Raw genomic sequence first — 18302 nt, forward strand, 5'->3', positions numbered from 1 at the left:
GGTCGCGGGCCTAGGCGGCGGGCAGCAGCAGGTGCAGGCACAACCCGGGGTTGCCATTGCTGGCCCAGATCCGCCCCTGGTGCAGCTCCACGGCGCGCCGGGCGATGGCCAGGCCCAGGCCGAACCCTTCGCCCTGGGCCGAGTCCAGGCGCTGGTAGGGCTGGAACATCCGTTGCAGGTCCTGCTCGGCGACCCCCGGCCCCTGGTCTTCCAGGCACAGGTGCCAGCAGGCGCCTTCGCGCCAGCCGCGCAGGCTCACCCGGCCATCGGCGGGGGAAAAGCGAATGGCATTGCGCAGCAGGTTTTCCAGGGCCTGGGCGATGCTGTCCAGGTGCACCTGGACCCGGCAGTCGGGGCCCAGCAGACAGGGCAGGCGCTCGGCCTGCCAGCCGCTTTCGAAGCAGGCGTCCTCGCGCAGGGCTTCCCAGATCGACAGCACCTGCACCGCTTCGGTGGGCAGTTGCGGGCGTTCGGTGTCGAGCCAGGCCAGGTCCAGGGTGTCTTCCAGCAGGCGCTGCATGTCGGCGATTTCCCGGTCCAGGCGCTGGCGCAACTGCTCCGGCGGCAAGTGGCTGTCATGGGCGATGCGCAGCCGCGCCAGGGGCGTGCGCAACTCGTGGGACAAGGTGCGCAGCAGCAGGCGCTGCTGGGCCAGGCTCTGGCGCAGGCGCTCGGCCATGTGCTCGAAGGCCAGGGCCAGCTCCCCCAGCTCGTCGTGGCGCTTCACCAGCGGCGTGCCCAGCCCCTGGCTGTCCAGGTGGTCGGCGCGCAAGGCATCGGCGCGGTCGCGCAGGCGGTTCAGGGGCAGCACCAGGTGGCGATAGAGCAACAGGCCGAGCAGGGCGGCCAGCAGGGTCGGCACCACGCCATGGCTGAGCAGGTGGGTCCAGGGCGTCAGGCCGCCGGGCAGCAGGCGCTCGGGCAATTGCAGCACCAGCCGGCCCTGTTCCGGGTGCTCGGGAAATTCGATGCTGACGTAGGGCAGCTCGTCCTGCAGGCGCCGGCTCATGGGCCAGTCGAGCTTGCGCATGAAGGTCAGGTGGCTGGCGTCCTCGGCACTCAGCGGGGTGCTGCCCAGGCGTTGCAGGCGCGCGCCAAGCACCGCGACCCAGGTGTGCTCCTCGGCCGCCAGGCGTTGTTCGAAGGCATCCACTGCCGCCGCGCCACCCTGTTGCCAGGCGGCCTCGGCCTGCTGCGCGTAGCGGGCCAGGTACTGGCGATCGGCGGGGTCGAGGAAGTAGGTGCTGCGCTCGGCCGACAGGCCCCAGGTCCAGATGATCCAGGTCAGCAGCAGGCAGAAGCCGATCTGCAGACCGGCCAGTTTCCACAGCAGGGGATGACGGCGCATCAATGGCGCTCCGCTTCCACCAGGATGTAGCCGGCGCCGCGCACCGCCTGGATCTGCAGGTGCTGCACCCCGAGCTCGGCGAGCTTGCGCCGCAGGTTGCACACGTGCACATCCAGCCCGCGATCCAGGCGGGTATAGAGGCGGTGCAGTACGTGCTGATAGAGAAAGGGCTTGCTCAGGGTTTCCCCGGGGTGTTCGCGCAGGGTCACCAGCAGCCGGTATTCGGAACCGGTGAGGCCCGCGGCGCGGCCCTGGAGCAGCACGTCCTGGGCGTGTTCGTCGAAGCTCAGCAGCCGGTCCAGATGGGTGGCCGACGGTTGTTGTACCCGGGCCATGCGCCGCAGCAGGGCGTCGGCGCGGGCATCCAGCTCGGCCAGGCTGAAAGGCTTGGGCAGGTAGTCGTCGGCGCCCCGGGTAAAGCCGGTGATGCGGTCCTGCTCGGCGCCCAGGGCCGACATCAGCATCACCGGCGAGCCCTGTTCCCGGCGCAGGGTTTCCAGCAGGGCCAGGCCGTCCATGCCCGGCAGCATGATGTCCAGCAGCACCAGGTCGAAGTGGCCGGCACGCACCGCGGCCAAGCCCTGGCGGCCGTCGCTGCAAGGGGTGACGGCAAAGCCGCGCTGGTGGAAATGCCGGTGCAGATCGTCGCGCAGTCGGGCGTCGTCTTCCACGAGGAGCAGGGTGGGGGTCATGGGGGGCACTTGAAGGAAAGTATTTAATGAGAATGTTTTACATTTGCGAATATTGCCGCAATGTCCCGGGCGCTGCAATTGCCGCAATCGGCTGACCGGGCAGGGCAGTGCAATCAACTAAAAGTTGAATATTCAACGGTGTGTTGATATTTTTCCCGGCCGCCCAGTTTGGTAAACACCGATGAACGTGCCTTCCGATACCCTTCTTGCCGAGCGCCAGCTGGTCCTGCAGGTGCTGGGCAGCACCTTGCAGATGCTCGCCGGCGTGGTGGGCCAGCATGTGGAAATCGTCCTGCATGACCTTGATCGCCCGGAGTCGTCGATCGTCGCCATCGCCAACGGCCATGTCACCGGGCGCCGAGTGGGTGATCCGGTGCTGGGCGGGCCGCGCCGGGACCTGGGCTTTGCCGCCGTGCTGCGCGCCCTGCAGGACCGCTCCGCCAGCACCCCGCTGGTACTGGAGAACTACCCGACCCTGGCCCCGGACGGCCGCGAGCTGCGCAGCTCCACGGTGATCTTTCGCGACCGCAGCGGGCAGCCTTTCGCCAGCCTGTGCAGCAACAGCGACCTGAGCGGCATCGCCGCCGCCCACGCCTGCCTGGGCCAGTTGCTGGGCCTGGGCAGCGCCCCTGCGCCGCGCCGCGACGAAGCCCCCGACATGGAACAGTTGCTGGCGCAGATCATCCAGGGCGCCTGCCCGGCAAGCGCGACGCGCATGAGCAAGTCGCACAAGCTGGAGGCCGTGCGCCAGATGCAGGAGCGCGGGGTGTTCATCGTCAAGGGCGGGATCGAGAAGGCCGCCGCGGCCCTCGGGGTGACCCGCTACACCGTCTACAACTACCTGGAACAGATCCGCGCCGAAGGCGCCGAGGAATGACCGCGATGCAGCTCGATATCTTTCAAGTGGATGCCTTTACCTCCCATGTCTTTGGTGGCAACCCGGCGGCGGTGTGCCCCCTGGACGCCTGGTTGCCGGACGCGGTGCTGCAGCGCATCGCCCTGGAGAACAACCTGTCGGAAACCGCCTATTTCGTGCCCCGGGGCGAGGTCTTCGAACTGCGCTGGTTCACCCCCACGGTGGAAGTCGACCTGTGCGGGCACGCCACCCTGGCGGCGGCCTGGGTGCTGTTCGAGCAACTGGGCGAGCGCCGCGACGTGCTGCGCTTTGCCACCCGCAGCGGCGAGTTGCGGGTGAGCCGCGAGGGCGGCCTGCTGTCCATGGACTTTCCCGCCAAGCAGCCCGAGGCCGTGGCGATTCCTGCGGCCCTGCTGCAAGCCCTGGGCCTGACCGCGGCCGAGGCCCTGTACCGCACCGACGACTATCTGCTGGTGGTGGACGACGAAGCTCTGGTGGAGGCGCTCAAGCCTGATTTCGCCGCACTGGCCGCGTTCGATGTGCGCGGCATCGCCGTGACGGCACCGTCCCGGGCGTTCGATTTCGTCTCGCGCTGGTTCGGCCCGCGGGTCGGGGTCAATGAAGACCCGGTCACCGGTTCCGCCCATACCTCCCTGGCGCCTTACTGGGCCGAGCGCCTGGGCAAGCACCAGTTACGGGCGCAGCAGGGCGGGGCGCGCAAGGGTCAGCTGGAGTGTCAGGTGCTGGACAACGGGCGGGTGATCATCAGCGGCTACGGCGCCTTGTACCTCAAGGGCAGCATTTTCCTCTGAGGCGGCGCCGCCGCTCTGCGGCGCAGGCCGGGCGCCTGCAAGCGGATTTGTCTCGGCACGGCCTGCGCAGGTAGAGTCGCGTTTTTTTCGCCTGCTCAGGATGTTCCAGACCATGCACCGGACGCGCCCCTTGCCCCGCCTTGCCACCTCATCGCTGTTGGCCCTGCTCCTGGGACTGAGTGCCGGCGCTGCCCAGGCCGCCAGCCTCAGCGAGAGCCTGCTGGACTGCCAGCCGGGTTTCTTCAAGGCCCTGTATCAGCAGCGCGGCGAACTCGGGCAGGTGGTCAAGCTGGCCGAGAATCAGCGCCAGGGCATCGCCTGGGTGCCGGTCACCGACCGCCTGAACAGCGCCACGGCAGCGCAGGCGTTTTCTCGCCCGTTGAGGGATGGCGGCCTGCGCCTGACCGGCTACTACGACCGTCAGTTCGACCTGGGCGAGCAGGGCAGCTTCCACTTCTGGGGCTTCGACATCGATGCCAGCCGCGCCGCGGTGATGGCCGCGCTGCCCCAGGCCGGCTGGCAGGAAGCCGGTGAGTACTTCATCTCCCGGCCACAGATCAAACTCAACGCCACGGCGCCCTGGCAGGACAACCCGGCCGCCGCCTCGGGCATCGCTCCGGCGCCGGGTTCCGCGGAAAAGATCCTCATGCTCAGCGACGAAGACGGCAAGACCCGCCTGCTCTGCTCGCTGCAGGGCACGGTCGATCAGGCATTGCTCGACCAGGAGCGGCCGGACCTGGCCCAGGGAGCGGGCCGATGAACAAGCTGCTGGGCTTGAGCGCGGCGCTCGTGCTTGCCGGTTGCGCGCATTCGGGCAGCCAGGCCCCGGCGCCGCAGCGTCCGGACGGCATGTTCAAGGTGCTGGAAAGCCCGGAACTGGCCACCTACTTTGCCGCCAACTCGCTGGCCCTCTACCAGAACAACCCGAACCTGCGGCAGTTCTATCTGGTCAACAACTACGCCAAGCCTACCGAGCTGGGCGCTGGCAAGCCGCCGATCCACAGCTCGCGGGCGACCCGGGTGATCAACTGCGAGAAGGATGAGTCGGCGCAGTTCGGCCGGGTGTACTTCTCCGAGCCGTTCGCCCAGGGCGTGGAGGTCACGCGCAAGGCCGATCAGGCGCAATGGGCGGCGTTTCCCCGCCAGTCATTGCTGGGCGAGTTGCGCAACATGGTCTGCGCCATCGACCCGACACGGCTCAAGCTGGCTCCGGCCAAGGCGCCGTGAGCCAGGTCCTTCATTGCGGCCAGGCCATGATCAGTTCGGCCTGTGCGGTGTGGGGATCGATGCCATCGCCGATCACCTGGAAACCCTGCTGGCGGTAAAAGCCGATGCTCGGCAGGTTGGCGGCATACACCGCCAGCTCAAGGCGTGAGCGCCGCTGGCGGGCATCGGCCAGCAGCTGTGTGCCCACGCCCTGGCCCTGGTGCGGCACCGCGACGAAAATCGCCGCCAGCTGATCCTCATGCAGGCAGTAGAAGCCCAGGAGCTGGCCGTCGCGTTCGGCCACTCGGGTCTGGGCATGGGGCAGGTAGAGCTGGCGCATGTCCTCGACCTTGGAGCGCCAGAAGTCGGGATCGATAAAGTGATGGGCCTGGATCGAGGCGTCCAGCCAGAGCGCCAGCAACGCTTGCATATCGCTGTTTTGAAAGTCCCTGATCAGCATGTTTGGGGGCCTGTCGGATTCAAGTGTGCGCCGCACGCTACCCAGGTGGCGGCGGTCTGTCCAATGATTGAGAACCAAGGAAGTATTCGATGCTGGAAAGCAACCGCACCCTCAGCCTTTCGGGCGAGCAGGCCCTGGAGGCCCTGGCGGAACTGGAGTTCGTGTTGATCTCGCTGCACAAGATGGGCGCCTACTACAGGGACAAGCCCGTGGCTGACTACCGGCGCGCCACCACCGATTTTATCGACAACCAGCAGGTCACCCAGCGTCTGGCCCGGGTGCGCAGGATCCTCAGCGAACCCTTCGACCACACCCTGGGGGAGGACGACATGGACGACATCGAGCGTCATGTGCAAGGGCTCGACTTGTGGCGCCCCGAGTAGACACGCTGTCATTGCCCGCGGTTTTTCAAGGAGCCTGTCATGTCCCGCATCAGCCTCGCCACGGCGACGCCCACCACCAGCCTGGCGCTGGTCAAGTTTCTCCATCAGCGCCTGGGCCTGTCCCTGAGCGTTGCCCAGGGCTATCTGCGCCGTGGCGCCGAGGGCTTCTTCTACAGCGCCAAGCTGTTTCACAACGACCATGTGCAGCGCGAGCAGGAACTGCGCGACATCCTCGCCTTCTTCAACAGCGCCCAGGTGCCGCTGCTGATTGTCGAAAGCGACCCCGATGAGGAGTGGAACGGGGTTGCGCCCGAACCGTTGCAGGACTGCGCGATGCCCCAGGAGCACTTGTTCAATCTGCTCCAGGCCCATGAAGAGGGCTATCAATAGGGGCCGCAAGCGGGCCAGTGCCGCTCGACGCAATGCGCGGTTTTCCTAAAGTTCTGGGCGCCGGGGTCGAGACGTTGGTGCTGTTTGTCTTTCAATAAGGATATTTCGTGTTCAGAACCCTGCTCGGGGCCGCCGCCCTCATCGCCACCCTGGCGCTGACCGGCTGTGTCTCCTACCACGTCACCGGCCCGCTGGGCGCGCCGTTGCATCCTGCACCCATCAGCAGCCCGCGCACTGCGCAAATTGCCGATGTGCAAGTTACCGCCAGCGGTATCGACGACGCCACGCGCACCGCCATCAGCCGTTCCCTCACGGCCCAGCTGACTCCCTACGTCAAGAGCGCCGGTTACTTCCGCCAGCTCAGCGAATTCCCCACCCGCCTGGGCGAGGAAGACGTGGTGCTGAAATTCAACATGACCTCCCTCAAGGGCCACCGCGCGCCCCATCCGGGCTACCTGCCCGGGGCCTTGCTGACCCTGACCGTGTGGATCTGGGTCAACGGTCCGATCTACGTCGATACCTTCGACCTGGCCGGCGACCTGTCGATCGTCGACCGCAACGGCAAGGAACTGGCCAGTGCCAAGGAGCAGCTCAAGTTCGAGCGCAACGTCGGCCTGTATGGCCGCGAGTACTGGGCCCCGACCCAGGGCGCCAAACAGCTGAACGAACTGGTTACCAAGTTGCTGGACAACGCCACTGCCCGCTTGGCGCAACACTAAGGAGAGTCCCATGTCGGGTTTCATCAAGCACACCCTGGTGCTCGCGGCGCTGCTGCTGAGCGGCTGCGTGTCCTACTCGCAACACGAACTGAGCGCTGTCGGCAGCTGGCCGCCGGCGGCACAGACCGCCGAACAAAAGCCCAGCGCCTTTGTCCGCACCACCGCCATGTACCAGGTCAACGGTGGCCCGGCCAATGCCGCCGCCGGCGCTCCGGCAGCCGCCTGGGAAACCGTGGTGGCCGATGCCTACCGCCAGTCCGGGCGCTTTGCCCGGGTCAGCACCGACAAGGTCGAATCGGACCTGTACGCCGAAGCCACCCTGTACAACAACGAACAGTTCAGCATGGCCTCGGCCATCATCACCGGCGCCACCTTCTTCGTGATTCCGTCCACGGCGAAGAACACCTTCACCCTGGAGACGGTGTTCAAGGACAAGGACGGCAAGGAGCTGGGGCGGATTCGCAAGAGCGAATCGGTGCGCACCTGGATGCAATTGCTGCTGATCGTCGCCATTCCCTTCCAGGCGGACACCCGCGACGTGGTCCAGCAACTGGCCCGCAGCACCCTGGATGAGGCGGTGCAGCGCAAATTGCTGTAGGCCTCGCGCCGCTTGCCGGGCACAGACAAAAAACGCCGCGGGCTCCGATCAGAGCCCGCGGCGTTTTTCATGGGGCGCGGTTTATTTCAGCGCTGCGCCGCCCAGTAGGCATGCAGCGTGCGCGCGGCCGGTTCGATGGCCGCCACTTGCTGGCGATGCTGCTCCAGGTTCAGGTCGGCCGGCAGTTCGAAGTTGTCCTGTTCGGCGCAGTCGATGATCAACTGCAGCGCCTGAACCTGCGGCGCCGGCATCTCCGGCCAGTTGCCCACGGCCACGCCGCGCAGGTAGCCGAAGCACCATTCTTCGGCCAGCAGCAGGTCCTGGCCCTGGTGCTCGGTGTGTTCGAAGCGCGCCTTGAAGGCTTGCGGGGCCTGGGTCAATTGCACGGCCAGGGTGTTGATGTGGCGCACGCACAGGTCGATGAACTGCCGGCATTCCTCCGGGGTTTCCCAGGCCGGGTTTTCGCCGCCCCAGATACCCGGGAACCATTCGGCGATATCGACTTGAGCCGGGCCCGACACCAGCGCGGTGAAGTAACCGTCCAGCTCGCAGGGATTGAGCACCGAGTGGTCGTCGCCGTACTTGAGCAGGGTGTCTTCGATCAGTTCGAAGTCGGCGGCGTTCAGTGGGGTGTTTTGCATGAGGGGAGTCCTGGAAAAAGCAGCGGCAAGTTTCCGGGTTCACGGGCCAGGCTGCAAGCCTCAAGCGGCTAGCGCGAGGCCTGAACGAGCGGGGTTCAGGTGCCGCGCAGCAGGTCCTGGGCGTCCAGCAGGCGGTAGGCGATTTCCGGGCGGTTCTCCATGGCCCGGCGAATGGCGGCCGGAATCGCTTGCCGGGTCTTGCGGCACAGCCCGGGCAACTCGCCCAGGGAAATGGCGATGCCGCGCATGCTGCGCACTTCGTTGTCGCTGGGAGTGATCTGCACCCGGATGCCGAGTTTCTCCAGCATCTGGCGTTGCATGTGTTCCAGGTCCGCCAGGTCCTTGAGGTTTTCCAGGCGTTGGAGCAGGCGCTTTTCCTCCTGGCGCGTGAGCAAGAGGATGCGCAGGTCGGCTCCGGGGGTGTCCAGCAACTGCTCGCGCTCGCAGATGCAGGCGCCGGGCGGACAGGGTTGGCGAAGGGCGGGGCTGGGGCTCATGGGAAACCATCATAGCGAGCCGGACGCGGCGCGCAGAGAAATATATGCACGAGTGTGCATCCGTTTCCTAGGCTTGTTCGTAGGATTGTTGCCTCGGCGGTAAAGGGGGCGAGCTGATGAGCATGGAGATCCTCGACATGGAATCTTTGCAGCACCTGCCGCTGACCGCCGTCAGCGACGACTTGCAGTTATTGCCGCGCCTGCTGGCCGGCGAGCAGCGGGCCTTTCGCGAACTGGTCAGACAGCATCAGGGCGCCATGCGCTCGGTGGCCCTGGCGATTGTCGGGCAGCGGCACGTCGATGACGTGGTGCAGGACGCCTGGCTGGCGATTGTGCACAACCTTGGCGGCTTCCAGTGCCGCTCCAGCCTCAAGACCTGGATGCTGACCATCACCGCCAACGCGGCCAAGGGCTGCTACGTGCAGAACCGTCGCGAGGCGGGTCGCTTCGTGCGGCCGGCCCAGGCGGGTGAGCAGCGCTTCGCCGAGGAGGGTGACTGGGCGCCGCCGCTGGAGTGGCACGAAGACAGCCCGGAAGCCTTGCTGTGCGCCGAGCAACTGCGTGGCTGCCTGGAGCAGACACTGAGCAGCCTGCCGCTGTTGCAACGCCGGGTCTTGTTGTCCCGTGAGCGCCAGGGCCACGCGCTTGAGGCCATCGGCGGGCAGTTGGGTATTTCGCGCAGTCATGTTCGCGTGCTGTTGCATCGCGCCCGCTTGCAGCTATTTGCCGCCCTCAAGCGCCATCAGATGGGCGCCTTCGATCCTGTCGCGGGCGGGCATCGGCGGCGGGCCTCGACCGCCATCAAGACGCCGACGTTCCGGGTGTTTTGAGTGCGGGGCGTGTTCATTCGCCTACGGGAGCCGCGGCTCACGATGGCGTCGGTATAGCGTTGGGCAATGTCTGGCGAGGCTGCCGTGGCCATATAGCGATAAAGCGCGGTTAGCTGCTCCAGAGCTTCTGGAGCAAATTCGACGGTGTGCGTCATTCCAGTTTGTTGCGGGCGTTCTGGTGCTCTGCTGACAACCGAGCACGGACCTGATCGGCACTGAGTGTGTGTGAAGCGTCCGCTTTCAAGGCATCGTAGGCGGTTGCCACCTGGCCGGTGAGCCAGCTTTCCACGGCTCGATCACGGGCCATCAATGCCCGCAGGCCATCGCGTATGACTTCACTTTCGCTGGCATATTCACCAGTCGCGACTTTGGCCTTCACCGCGTTGGCCCTCTGGTTTGGCAGCGTGATGCTCAATTGCTGAGTGCTACGCATGGGGACTTTCTCCGGCTGGATAGGATTTAATCCTGCCCTCGCACCGAGCAAAATGCCTAGAACCCCTCATCCATGGGCTGTACCCGTCCGACTGAAGGGACGATCCTCTAGCCGCGACGCGCCATCAGCAGCACCGACGCCGCCCCTGACAACAGCAGCGCACAGCCGCGATTGAACAGGCGCTTGCCCCGGGGGTCGGCGAGCCAGCGGCGCATGTGCAGGCCCATGTAAGCGTAGGCGCAGATGGCGATCCACTCCAGCCCCAGGAACAGCGCCCCCAGGATCAGGAACTGCGGGCCCATCGACTGCGCCGGATCGACGAATTGCGGCAGGAAGGCGGTGAAGATCAGGATCGCCTTGGGGTTGCCCGCCGCCACCAGGAACTCCTGGCGGGCCAGGGCCCAGAGGCCGACGCGGGCGCTGTCCTCGCTCGCTTCAGTGCCGGGATGGGCCCGCCACAGTTGCCAGGCCAGGTACAGCAGATAGCCTGCGCCGAGGATCTTGATCCCATGGAACAACAGCTCCGAGGTTTGCAGGACCACCGCCAGGCCGGCGGCGGCCAGGGCGATCATGGCGGCGAACGCCAGCAGCCGGCCGGCACCCGCCAGGCAGGAGTGGCGATAGCCGTAGCGGGTGGCGTTGCTCACCGACAGCAGGTTGTTCGGGCCGGGGGCCATGTTCAGGGCAAAGCAGGCGGGGATGAACAGGCTCAGGGTGGCGAGATCCATAAACTCTCCAATAGGGCATGGGGGTGGGGCCCACTGCATCGGGAGTCGCGCAAATGACTGGAACGCTGCTGGGGCGGGACGGACAAAAATAGTGGCAGGGCCGGGGGTAGGGCAAGAGGGCCCGTGCATCCTCTCCCTGGCCGGGCAGGGAGAGGGTGCTTCGCGGCGGACTTAGCGGATCGAGAAGTACGGGTCCCAGGAGCAGTAGCCCAGCACCGTGTTGTCACGGTCGACGATCATGAAGGACCAGGTGTAGGTGACCCGGGTGCAGACGCGGGTGGCGTCGGCCTGCCAGTAGAAGGTCTTGACGTTCTGCGGGATCGGCTGACCGGCGGGGTTGTCCCGGTTGATGATGGGCAGTGGTGTGCTCGGCAGCACCGTCGGCACCACGTTGGTCAGGTAGGGGTTGGGGTCCTCGCTCAGCGGCGGGTGGGTCTGGGTGTACTGGTAGAGGATCACCGAGTAGTACAGGCCCTTGGACAGGCTGGTGGCGCGCCAGCGCAACTGGTCGCCCTGACGCAGGTTGACCGCCAGCTCGGATCCGCCGTCGGCGCCATCGGCATTGCTGCGCCGCACCACCATGTAGACCACCAGGTCCGAGAGTCGGTCGTTGCCGTCGTAGATGTTGTAAAGCTGGGAAGGGTTGGAAGCGTCCTGGCTGAGTTTGAAGAGTCCCTTTTCGGCACTTTCAAGGATGGTGTCCACATCGATGGTGATGAGGATGTCCACAATGTTGTCGTTCATGTCCAGCTCCCTGCTGTCGCGTTAGACGCCTGGAATGCCCAGGCAAGCCTGCATCGGTTTTCCATGGCGCGGCTGCTGGGCATCGGCGCTCGGGGCCTGGACGAACGGGCAGCGGGCGCGGTGCACTGGCATGCAGTCGCGAGTGGAATCTAGATCCTCGATACGCTTAGTCAAATGGCCGCTGGCAAAAAAACGCGGCGCAAGACGAGCGGTGCCGGCCGCGGCTAGGCGGCGCCGATCGACTCGCCGTTCAAGTGCCGATCGAGCCAGGGGGCGACCTGGGCCGCGTGGCTCAGGCCCAGGTCATGGTCGGCCCCGGGCACGATGCGCAGGCAGGCCTGTGGCAGCAGGCTGGCCAGACGCTGGCCCACCGCCACCGGGCTGATGGGGTCGCAGTCGCCCCACAGCAGCAACACCGGCATGCCCAGTTCCCCCAGGCGCGGACCGAGATCGCTGTGGTCATCGATGAACCAGCGGGGCAACTGCGGGTAGGCCGCGGCATAGTCGCCACGCCAGTCCGTAGCGCCCAGCTCGCCCATGTCCACGCCACCGGAGGTGACGCTCAACACCAGATGGGTGATCAGCTCCGGCCGCGCCAGGGCCGCCCGCACCGCGAGGATGCCGCCCATGGACTGGGCCACCAGAGCAGTGGGCCGGTCGATGCGCTGCAGCACCAGGTCCAGCAGATCGTCCATGCCCTGCACGTCTGGCTGTGGCGGGGTGTCGCCGAAGCCCGGCCAGCCCAGGTGCACCTGCCGCGCCGGATGGCGCAGCTGCGCGGCCAGGGGTTGCCAGAATTGACGATTGCCCGAGGCGCCGGGCAGGAACAGCAGTTGTTGGGGGGCTTGAGGCATGGCATCGCTCCGGGTCCATGGGCGGTGGGTTGAACCCTCGCGCGGACAGGAGCCACCGGGCGGCGCTAGAAAATACGGTGCTCGGGGACGGTGAGCAAGCGCCGCATCAGGCGAGCGCCGCGCGCCAAGCTGGCGCCCCGGGACCCGCCGCCAGGGTTTATCATGCGGCGCTGCGGCCCGTCGCCCGCCCGAGCGGGGGCCGCCCCTTTCGCCCACCGTGGAGGCGCCCGCCATGCCCGATCTGCCAAAGCCCGCTGCTATCCCTGAGTTCCCCGTGTGCCACGCCCGTGGCGGCACCTCCACCGGGCTGATCCTGGCCCGCGAAGCGCTGCCCCGGGACGAAGCCCTGGTGGAAGAACTGCTGCGCCACCTGATGGGCGTGCCCCTGCACGGCGAGTGGCCGGGCAATACCCAGATCACCGGCCTGGGCCGCGGCGGGCCCACCAGCAACAAAGTGTTCATCGTCGAACGCCGCCCCGGCGAGACGCGGATGATCAGCACCCTGGCGCAACTGGCGGCGGGCAAGAGCGCCATCGACTGGAGCGTCAACTGCGGCAACATGTCCGCGGCATTGCCGCTGTATGCCCTGCAGCGCGGCTGGCTGCAGCCCGGGGAGGGCGGCGGGCAGATCGAGATCTACAACAGCAACACCCAGACCACGATGTATGCGCGCCTGAGCCTGCGCGACGGTCGGCTGCTGAGCGACACGCGGATTCCCGGGGTCAACGGGGTGTTTCCCGGGGTCGACCTGTTTCTCGACAAGCCGGTGGGGGCCAAGACCGGCGCGCTGTTTCCCAGCGGGCAACGGGTTGACCTGCTGGACGGGATTGCCGCCACCTGCATCGATGTGGCGGTGCCCATGGTCATCCTGCGCGCGGCGGACCTGGGCAAGACCGGGCAGGAGAGCCCGGCTGAACTGGACGCCGACCCACAGTTCAAGGCGCGCCTGCTGGAGCTGATGGTGCTGGGCGGGTTGCGCATGGGCCTGCGCCAGCGCGATGGCCGTTTGATGAGCGCCGACGACCTGCGGCGCAGCGAAACCATCCCCAAGATCTGCATCGTCAGCCCGGCGCGGCAAGGCGGTGATATCGCCACTCGCTACTTCACCCCACAGAACGCCCACCCGTCCCTGGCGGTGTCCGGCGGCTGCTGCCTGGCGGCGGCCTGCCTGGCCGAAGGCACCATGGCCCATGCCCTGTTGGCGCGGGCACCGGCAATAGGTGAAGGGAAGGGCGAATACCCGCTGGCGATTGAAAACCCCGCCGGAGTGCTGGAGACCCTGATCAATGTCCGACAGGTGGCCGGGGAGCTACTGATCGACGGCGCCGCCTACCGGCGCAGCGCGCAGATTCTGCTACAGGGCAGCACCCCGCTGTACAACGCCTCCCCCGAACTGACCGCCGCCCTTGGCGCCGCACACCGCGCCTGACCCCGCCCGCATCCGCCTCATGTAGCCGCTGCCGAAGGCTGCGAACGAGCCACAGGCTCGCCAGCGATCTCACTACCGCCGAGGCCCCTGCGGTGCCTTGCGCAGCCTGCGGCAGCGGCTACAGGGGTACCCGTGATGCCAGCGCCTGCATCCGCCTCGTGTAGCCGCTGCCGAAGGCTGCGAACGAGCCGCAGGCTCGCCAGCGATCTCGCAACCGCCGAGGCCCCTGCGGTGCCTTGCGCAGCTTGCGGCAGCGGCTACAGAGGAGCCCGTGACGCCAGCGCTAGCATCCGCTTCGTGTAGCCGCTGCCGAAGGCTGCGAACGAGCCGCAGGCTCGCCAGCCGATGGGGTCTTGCGCAGCTCCAGCCGCCGCTCAGGCGGGGCCCTGAATGCCAAAGGCATATCAGCGAGCCGCGCCGCCATCGCGAAGAAACTGCGGCACCTTCTGCCGCAGCAACTGGATCAACTCCGGGTCCATGAAGTCGTAATCATCGGGGATGTTCAGGCACACGATCTGCTGGTTGTTCAACTGCGCCTTGAAGCGCTTGCGCAGTTTTTCCCGGTGGCGGGTTTCCATCACCACAATCAGCCCGGCCCATTGCACCAGCTCCGGGCCCAGGGGCACTTCGGCATCGTGATTGAGTCCGGCGGAGGCGGTGTGGATCCCCGGCCAGTCGGCAAACACCTGCTCGGCGGTGGGGCTGCGCAGCTTGTTCTGGCTGCAGACAAACAAGACATTGAGCATTGGGCCGAACTCCTTGGCACAGACACCCGGCCCGTGACGGGCGGGGCAAAGGCGCTGATTTTTCGGGGCTTTGGCCGCGCTGTCCAGCAACTTGTGACGCGCCGGGCCAATGGCGTTGGTCAGCACCGGTTGCCCGCCAAGGGCTGTGGCTGCGAAACTGCCAGCCCCTTGACTTGCATCGCTCACGCCATGTCCGCAGCCCTGTTCACCTCACCCCATCTGGGCCTGGCCCTCAGGCGCTGGCGCCTGTTGCACCGGGTCAAGCAGCAGCACGCCGCCGATCTGTTCGGTGTGGCGCAGTCGAGCATTTCCCGCTGGGAAAACGGCCGGCAAGCCATGGAGCCGGCGGAGCGTGCGCGCCTGGAGCACCTGCTGGCGGCCAACCTCAGCGCCGCTGCCGATCAGGCCCTGGCGCGGCTGGTGAATGACAGCCCGCGCGCCGTGCACCTGGTGTGCGACCTGACCCACCGCCTGCTGGCCTGTTCGCCGACCCGCGCCGCACAGTTCGGCGTGCCCTTGAGCGAGCTGCTGGGCCAATCGCTGTGGGGCTTTTGCACCGAGGAAATCGTGCGCAAGGAAGCCGCCCTGGATGACCTGGGCTGGCGCGCAGTGCTGGCGCCGCCGTCCCTGGAGTTCTTCAGCGGCCACAACGATTCGGCCATCGTGCCCATCGCCCCCAGCCAGTGCCGCTGGACCCGCCTCAACCTGTCCGACGGCAACGCCGTGCGGCTGGTGGAAACCCTCTGACGCGCTTGTCGAGGCACGCCACGCATATTTTATCCGTGGACCGGTTGCTGCCCGCTGGCTAGTCTGGCAAGCCTTCGCCCGCCGGCCCACGGCGCGGGCCCATTCACGTGCAGCAGGCTTGTCCATGACCCCCGAACTTCTCAGCGGCCGTCTCGACTTTCTCCGTGAAGCGGAAAAACTCAAGGACGTGCTGCGCAGCGCCCACACCTCCAGCGGCCGCCAGGAAAGCACCGCCGAGCACAGCTGGCGCCTGTGCCTGATGGCGCTGCTGTTCGAAGACCAACTGGGGGACCTGGACCTGCTGCGGGTGCTGAAACTGTGCATCGTCCACGACCTGGGGGAAGCCATCCATGGCGACATCCCGGCGGTGGCCCAGGCCGCCCACCCGGACAAGAGCCAACAGGAACGCGACGACCTGCAATACCTCGCCCGGGCCCTGGACGCCCCGGCCCGCCAGCGTCTGCTGGAGCTGTGGGATGAATACGAAGGCGCCGCCAGCACCGAGGCGCGCGCGGTCAAGGCCCTGGACAAGCTGGAAACCCTGCTGCAACACACCCAGGGCCAGAACCCGGCGGATTTCGACTACGGCTTCAACCTCGATTACGGCCGCCGCTACACCGACGCCAGCCCGTTGTTCCAGGCCCTGCGCCAGCAGATCGATGCCGACACCCGGCGCCGCCTCGACGCCCAGGACTGAGCGGCGGTTCACGATCGCGGTGCCTGGCTCAGGCGCCGTTGAGCATGCCCGGGCAGCACTCGCAAAAGGATGAACAGGCTCCGGCAGGGGGCAGGGCGCCCGCTTGGGGCCTGGCACGGGTCATGGTTTTTTTCTGGCAGGGTCATCAAGCGAAGCTATTTTTACCTTCGCTTGTCCTTCACTACGCTTTTCACACGGTTGTCCAACCCGGGGCCAACGTCGAGCGGCAGGTTTTCGATGACCGAAGGAGTGATCCATGTCCAATGAATCCAAGTGCCCGTTCAAACACACCGCCGGCGAAGGCACCAGCAACCGTGACTGGTGGCCCGGCCAACTGAACCTGAAGATCCTCCACCAGCACTCGCAGCTGTCCGACCCGATGGCCGAGGACTTCGACTACGCCGCCGAATTCAAGACCCTGGACCTGGCCGCGGTGAAGCGCGACCTGCTGGCCTTGATGACCGACTCCCAACCCTGGTGGCCGGCGGATTTTGGCCACTACGGCCCGCTGTTCATCCGCATGGCCTGGCACAGCGCCGGCACCTACCGCATCGCCGATGGCCGCGGTGGCGCCGGGGGTGGGCAGCAGCGCTTCGCCCCGCTCAACAGCTGGCCGGACAACGTCAGCCTGGACAAGGCGCGGCGGCTGATCTGGCCGATCAAGCAGAAATACGGACGCAAGCTCTCCTGGGCCGACCTGATCATCCTCACCGGCAACGTCGCCCTGGAATCCATGGGTTTTAAAACCTTCGGCTTCGGCGGTGGCCGCCAGGACGTCTGGGAGCCGGACGACCACGTCTACTGGGGCAGCGAAACCACCTGGCTTGGCGACCAGCGCTACAGCGGCGACCGCGAGCTGGAGAACCCCCTGGGGGCGGTGCAGATGGGCCTGATCTACGTCAACCCGGAAGGCCCCAACGGCAACCCCGACCCCCTGGCCGCGGCCCGGGACATCCGCGAAACCTTCGCCCGCATGGCCATGAACGACGAAGAAACCGTGGCCCTGATCGCCGGCGGCCACACCTTCGGCAAGACCCACGGCGCCGGCCCTGCGACCCACGTCGGCCCGGAACCGGAAGCCGCCGGCCTGGAAGAGCAGGGCCTGGGCTGGCGCAGCAGCTTCGGCACGGGCGTTGGTGGCGACGCCATCACCAGCGGCCTGGAAGTGATCTGGACCACCACCCCGACCCGCTGGAGCAACGACTTCTTCGACCACCTGTTCGGCTTCGAATGGGAGCTGACCACCAGCCCCGCCGGCGCCCACCAATGGCAACCCAAAGCCGGCGCCGGGGCCGACAGCGTGCCCGACCCTCACGACCCGAGCCGACGCCGCACGCCGTCGATGCTCACCACCGATCTGGCGCTGCGTTTCGACCCGGCTTACGAGGCCATCTCCCGGCGCTTCCACCAGCACCCCGAGCAACTGGCCGACGCCTTCTCCCGCGCCTGGTTCAAACTCACCCACCGCGACATGGGCCCGCGCGCCCGCTACCTGGGCCCGGAAGTGCCGGCCGAAGAACTGATCTGGCAAGACCCGATTCCGGCCGTGAACCATCCACTGATCGACGCCCAGGACATCCAGCAGCTCAAGGGCCAGATCCTCAATTCCGGCCTGTCCGTGGCGCAACTGGTGTCCACCGCTTGGGCCTCGGCCTCGACCTTCCGCGGCTCGGACAAGCGCGGCGGCGCCAACGGCGCCCGGATTCGCCTGGCCCCGCAAAAAGACTGGGAGGTCAACCAACCGCAGCAACTGGCCCAGGTGCTGCGCGCCCTGGAAGCGGTGCAGAGCGCCTTCAACAGCGCGCAAAGCACTGGCAAACGCGTGTCCCTGGCCGACCTGATCGTCCTCGGCGGCTGCGCGGCGGTGGAGTTGGCGGCAAACAATGCCGGCTACAGCATCAGCGTACCCTTCGCCCCGGGGCGCATGGACGCCAGCCAGGAACAGACCGACGTCGACTCCTTCGCCGTGCTGGAGCCCGTGGCCGATGGCTTTCGCAACTACCTCAAGCCGGTCAGCGGCGTCACCGCCGAAGCCCTGCTGATAGACAAGGCGCAACTGCTGACCCTCACCGCCCCGCAACTGACTGTGCTGCTGGGCGGCCTGCGGGTGCTGGGGGCCAACGTCGGGCAAGCGCCCCACGGCGTGTTCACCGCGCGCCCGGGCACCTTGAGCAACGACTTCTTCGTCAACCTGCTGGACATGGCCACCCAATGGAAACCCCAGTCCGAGGCCCGCGAGCTGTACGAGGGCCGCGACCGCGCCACCGGGCAATACAAATGGAGCGGCACCCGGGTCGACCTGCTGCTGGGCTCCAACTCGCAACTGCGGGCTTTGGCCGAGGTGTATGCAGCGGCGGATGCGGGAGAGAAGTTCGTGAAGGACTTTGTCGCCGCCTGGGACAAGGTGATGAACCTGGATCGGTTCGATCTGCGCTAAAAGGGGAGCAAACCGGGTAATACGACAACGCCTCCCTAGGGAGGCGTTTTTCATG

General features: G+C 66.8%; 23 protein-coding genes. 13 read left to right on the top strand and 10 right to left on the bottom strand.

All coding sequences use genetic code 11. From position 1 onward, the window contains the following. Positions 1-10: 10 nt before the first annotated feature. Together POS17_RS13155 and POS17_RS13160 are read right to left on the bottom strand one after the other, a co-directional pair. The gene (locus POS17_RS13155) at positions 11-1348 is read right to left on the bottom strand and encodes a HAMP domain-containing sensor histidine kinase (RefSeq protein ID WP_060838955.1); all 1338 of its coding nucleotides are present in this window, start codon (positions 1346-1348) and stop codon (positions 11-13) included. Continuing rightward, complete coding sequence (locus POS17_RS13160) at positions 1348-2040, bottom strand: response regulator transcription factor (RefSeq protein WP_060838956.1); 693 nt, start codon at positions 2038-2040, stop codon at positions 1348-1350. Before POS17_RS13160 ends, POS17_RS13155 begins: the two co-directional genes overlap by 1 nt. Before the next feature lie 181 nt (positions 2041-2221). On the opposite strand from POS17_RS13160, the gene POS17_RS13165 reads away from it, so the two are divergent. The 4 genes from POS17_RS13165 (at position 2222) to POS17_RS13180 (ending at position 4935) form a co-directional block, all read left to right on the top strand. After that, positions 2222-2917: a helix-turn-helix transcriptional regulator gene (locus tag POS17_RS13165; protein WP_060838957.1), complete on the top strand. Its 696-nt coding sequence runs from the start codon at positions 2222-2224 to the stop codon at positions 2915-2917. Positions 2918-2922: 5 nt separating this feature from the next. Then, entirely contained in the window at positions 2923-3708 is a 786-nt protein-coding gene (locus POS17_RS13170; protein ID WP_060841930.1) for a PhzF family phenazine biosynthesis protein, read from the top strand. A 112-nt stretch (positions 3709-3820) separates the two neighbouring features. After that, positions 3821-4468 (top strand): hypothetical protein, encoded by a 648-nt coding sequence (locus POS17_RS13175; protein ID WP_060838958.1) that lies wholly within the window; start codon positions 3821-3823, stop codon positions 4466-4468. Further along, entirely contained in the window at positions 4465-4935 is a 471-nt protein-coding gene (locus POS17_RS13180) for a surface-adhesin E family protein (protein WP_060838959.1), read from the top strand. The genes POS17_RS13175 and POS17_RS13180 overlap by 4 nt, the downstream gene beginning before the upstream one ends. Positions 4936-4945: 10 nt before the next feature. Here POS17_RS13180 and POS17_RS13185 read toward each other — a convergent pair whose 3' ends face one another. Continuing rightward, on the bottom strand, positions 4946-5374 hold the full coding sequence (locus tag POS17_RS13185; protein WP_173655894.1) for an N-acetyltransferase: 429 nt from the start codon (positions 5372-5374) through the stop codon (positions 4946-4948). Positions 5375-5463: 89 nt separating this feature from the next. Here POS17_RS13185 and POS17_RS13190 point away from each other — a divergent pair, with 89 nt between their 5' ends. The 4 genes from POS17_RS13190 (at position 5464) to POS17_RS13205 (ending at position 7464) form a co-directional block, all read left to right on the top strand. Next, positions 5464-5757, top strand: a complete 294-nt coding sequence (locus POS17_RS13190) for a hypothetical protein (protein WP_060838960.1) — start codon at positions 5464-5466, stop codon at positions 5755-5757. Between the two features lie 39 nt (positions 5758-5796). Then, on the top strand, positions 5797-6147 hold the full coding sequence (locus POS17_RS13195; RefSeq protein WP_060838961.1) for a hypothetical protein: 351 nt from the start codon (positions 5797-5799) through the stop codon (positions 6145-6147). A gap of 107 nt (positions 6148-6254) precedes the next feature. Then, positions 6255-6866: a hypothetical protein gene (locus tag POS17_RS13200; protein WP_060838962.1), complete on the top strand. Its 612-nt coding sequence runs from the start codon at positions 6255-6257 to the stop codon at positions 6864-6866. A 10-nt stretch (positions 6867-6876) separates the two neighbouring features. Then, positions 6877-7464 (top strand): hypothetical protein, encoded by a 588-nt coding sequence (locus POS17_RS13205; RefSeq protein WP_060838963.1) that lies wholly within the window; start codon positions 6877-6879, stop codon positions 7462-7464. Positions 7465-7550: 86 nt separating this feature from the next. Here POS17_RS13205 and POS17_RS13210 read toward each other — a convergent pair whose 3' ends face one another. Beyond that, entirely contained in the window at positions 7551-8105 is a 555-nt protein-coding gene (locus POS17_RS13210) for a UPF0149 family protein (protein WP_060838964.1), read from the bottom strand. A gap of 95 nt (positions 8106-8200) precedes the next feature. Then, entirely contained in the window at positions 8201-8602 is a 402-nt protein-coding gene (locus POS17_RS13215; protein WP_060838965.1) for a hypothetical protein, read from the bottom strand. Between the two features lie 116 nt (positions 8603-8718). On the opposite strand from POS17_RS13215, the gene POS17_RS13220 reads away from it, so the two are divergent. Continuing rightward, complete coding sequence (locus POS17_RS13220; protein ID WP_430523229.1) at positions 8719-9432, top strand: RNA polymerase sigma factor; 714 nt, start codon at positions 8719-8721, stop codon at positions 9430-9432. Positions 9433-9583: 151 nt separating this feature from the next. Here POS17_RS13220 and POS17_RS13225 read toward each other — a convergent pair whose 3' ends face one another. From POS17_RS13225 to POS17_RS13240, 4 genes are all read right to left on the bottom strand, one after another. Continuing rightward, positions 9584-9865, bottom strand: coding sequence for a ribbon-helix-helix domain-containing protein (locus POS17_RS13225; RefSeq protein ID WP_060838966.1), 282 nt, complete (start codon positions 9863-9865; stop codon positions 9584-9586). Between the two features lie 107 nt (positions 9866-9972). After that, the gene (locus tag POS17_RS13230; protein WP_060838967.1) at positions 9973-10593 is read right to left on the bottom strand and encodes a LysE family translocator; all 621 of its coding nucleotides are present in this window, start codon (positions 10591-10593) and stop codon (positions 9973-9975) included. A 171-nt stretch (positions 10594-10764) separates the two neighbouring features. Then, complete coding sequence (locus tag POS17_RS13235; RefSeq protein ID WP_060838968.1) at positions 10765-11337, bottom strand: AidA/PixA family protein; 573 nt, start codon at positions 11335-11337, stop codon at positions 10765-10767. A 224-nt stretch (positions 11338-11561) separates the two neighbouring features. Then, positions 11562-12191 carry an alpha/beta fold hydrolase gene (locus tag POS17_RS13240; protein WP_060838969.1) on the bottom strand — a complete coding sequence of 210 codons (630 nt, stop codon included), beginning with the start codon at positions 12189-12191 and terminating at the stop codon, positions 11562-11564. Positions 12192-12423: 232 nt separating this feature from the next. Here POS17_RS13240 and POS17_RS13245 point away from each other — a divergent pair, with 232 nt between their 5' ends. After that, a complete protein-coding gene (locus POS17_RS13245; RefSeq protein ID WP_060838970.1) occupies positions 12424-13620 on the top strand; it encodes a PrpF domain-containing protein in 1197 nt (398 codons plus the stop codon). A 404-nt stretch (positions 13621-14024) separates the two neighbouring features. On the opposite strand, the gene POS17_RS13250 is transcribed toward POS17_RS13245, so the two are convergent. Continuing rightward, positions 14025-14366 (bottom strand): low molecular weight protein tyrosine phosphatase family protein, encoded by a 342-nt coding sequence (locus tag POS17_RS13250; protein WP_060838971.1) that lies wholly within the window; start codon positions 14364-14366, stop codon positions 14025-14027. A 189-nt stretch (positions 14367-14555) separates the two neighbouring features. On the opposite strand from POS17_RS13250, the gene POS17_RS13255 reads away from it, so the two are divergent. From POS17_RS13255 to katG, 3 genes are all read left to right on the top strand, one after another. Then, entirely contained in the window at positions 14556-15113 is a 558-nt protein-coding gene (locus POS17_RS13255; RefSeq protein WP_060838972.1) for a helix-turn-helix domain-containing protein, read from the top strand. Between the two features lie 124 nt (positions 15114-15237). Next, positions 15238-15810 (top strand): HD domain-containing protein, encoded by a 573-nt coding sequence (locus POS17_RS13260; protein WP_060838973.1) that lies wholly within the window; start codon positions 15238-15240, stop codon positions 15808-15810. A gap of 256 nt (positions 15811-16066) precedes the next feature. Further along, positions 16067-18247, top strand: coding sequence for a catalase/peroxidase HPI (gene katG / locus POS17_RS13265; protein WP_060838974.1), 2181 nt, complete (start codon positions 16067-16069; stop codon positions 18245-18247). Positions 18248-18302 lie beyond the last annotated feature (55 nt).

The organism is Pseudomonas sp. Os17, assembly GCF_001547895.1.
Classification (GTDB): Bacteria; Pseudomonadota; Gammaproteobacteria; order Pseudomonadales; family Pseudomonadaceae; genus Aquipseudomonas.

Bases quoted from the DNA above. Each gene is read 5' to 3' on its own strand.
- POS17_RS13155 (WP_060838955.1), bottom strand. From the start codon at position 1,348: ATGCGCCGTCATCCCCTGCTGTGGAAACTGGCCGGTCTGCAGATCGGC.
- POS17_RS13160 (WP_060838956.1), bottom strand. From the start codon at position 2,040: ATGACCCCCACCCTGCTCCTCGTGGAAGACGACGCCCGACTGCGCGAC.
- POS17_RS13165 (WP_060838957.1), top strand. From the start codon at position 2,222: ATGAACGTGCCTTCCGATACCCTTCTTGCCGAGCGCCAGCTGGTCCTG.
- POS17_RS13170 (WP_060841930.1), top strand. From the start codon at position 2,923: ATGCAGCTCGATATCTTTCAAGTGGATGCCTTTACCTCCCATGTCTTT.
- POS17_RS13175 (WP_060838958.1), top strand. From the start codon at position 3,821: ATGCACCGGACGCGCCCCTTGCCCCGCCTTGCCACCTCATCGCTGTTG.
- POS17_RS13180 (WP_060838959.1), top strand. From the start codon at position 4,465: ATGAACAAGCTGCTGGGCTTGAGCGCGGCGCTCGTGCTTGCCGGTTGC.
- POS17_RS13185 (WP_173655894.1), bottom strand. From the start codon at position 5,374: ATGCTGATCAGGGACTTTCAAAACAGCGATATGCAAGCGTTGCTGGCG.
- POS17_RS13190 (WP_060838960.1), top strand. From the start codon at position 5,464: ATGCTGGAAAGCAACCGCACCCTCAGCCTTTCGGGCGAGCAGGCCCTG.
- POS17_RS13195 (WP_060838961.1), top strand. From the start codon at position 5,797: ATGTCCCGCATCAGCCTCGCCACGGCGACGCCCACCACCAGCCTGGCG.
- POS17_RS13205 (WP_060838963.1), top strand. From the start codon at position 6,877: ATGTCGGGTTTCATCAAGCACACCCTGGTGCTCGCGGCGCTGCTGCTG.
- POS17_RS13210 (WP_060838964.1), bottom strand. From the start codon at position 8,105: ATGCAAAACACCCCACTGAACGCCGCCGACTTCGAACTGATCGAAGAC.
- POS17_RS13215 (WP_060838965.1), bottom strand. From the start codon at position 8,602: ATGAGCCCCAGCCCCGCCCTTCGCCAACCCTGTCCGCCCGGCGCCTGC.
- POS17_RS13220 (WP_430523229.1), top strand. From the start codon at position 8,719: ATGAGCATGGAGATCCTCGACATGGAATCTTTGCAGCACCTGCCGCTG.
- POS17_RS13225 (WP_060838966.1), bottom strand. From the start codon at position 9,865: ATGCGTAGCACTCAGCAATTGAGCATCACGCTGCCAAACCAGAGGGCC.
- POS17_RS13230 (WP_060838967.1), bottom strand. From the start codon at position 10,593: ATGGATCTCGCCACCCTGAGCCTGTTCATCCCCGCCTGCTTTGCCCTG.
- POS17_RS13235 (WP_060838968.1), bottom strand. From the start codon at position 11,337: ATGAACGACAACATTGTGGACATCCTCATCACCATCGATGTGGACACC.
- POS17_RS13240 (WP_060838969.1), bottom strand. From the start codon at position 12,191: ATGCCTCAAGCCCCCCAACAACTGCTGTTCCTGCCCGGCGCCTCGGGC.
- POS17_RS13245 (WP_060838970.1), top strand. From the start codon at position 12,424: ATGCCCGATCTGCCAAAGCCCGCTGCTATCCCTGAGTTCCCCGTGTGC.
- POS17_RS13250 (WP_060838971.1), bottom strand. From the start codon at position 14,366: ATGCTCAATGTCTTGTTTGTCTGCAGCCAGAACAAGCTGCGCAGCCCC.
- POS17_RS13255 (WP_060838972.1), top strand. From the start codon at position 14,556: ATGTCCGCAGCCCTGTTCACCTCACCCCATCTGGGCCTGGCCCTCAGG.
- POS17_RS13260 (WP_060838973.1), top strand. From the start codon at position 15,238: ATGACCCCCGAACTTCTCAGCGGCCGTCTCGACTTTCTCCGTGAAGCG.
- katG (WP_060838974.1), top strand. From the start codon at position 16,067: ATGTCCAATGAATCCAAGTGCCCGTTCAAACACACCGCCGGCGAAGGC.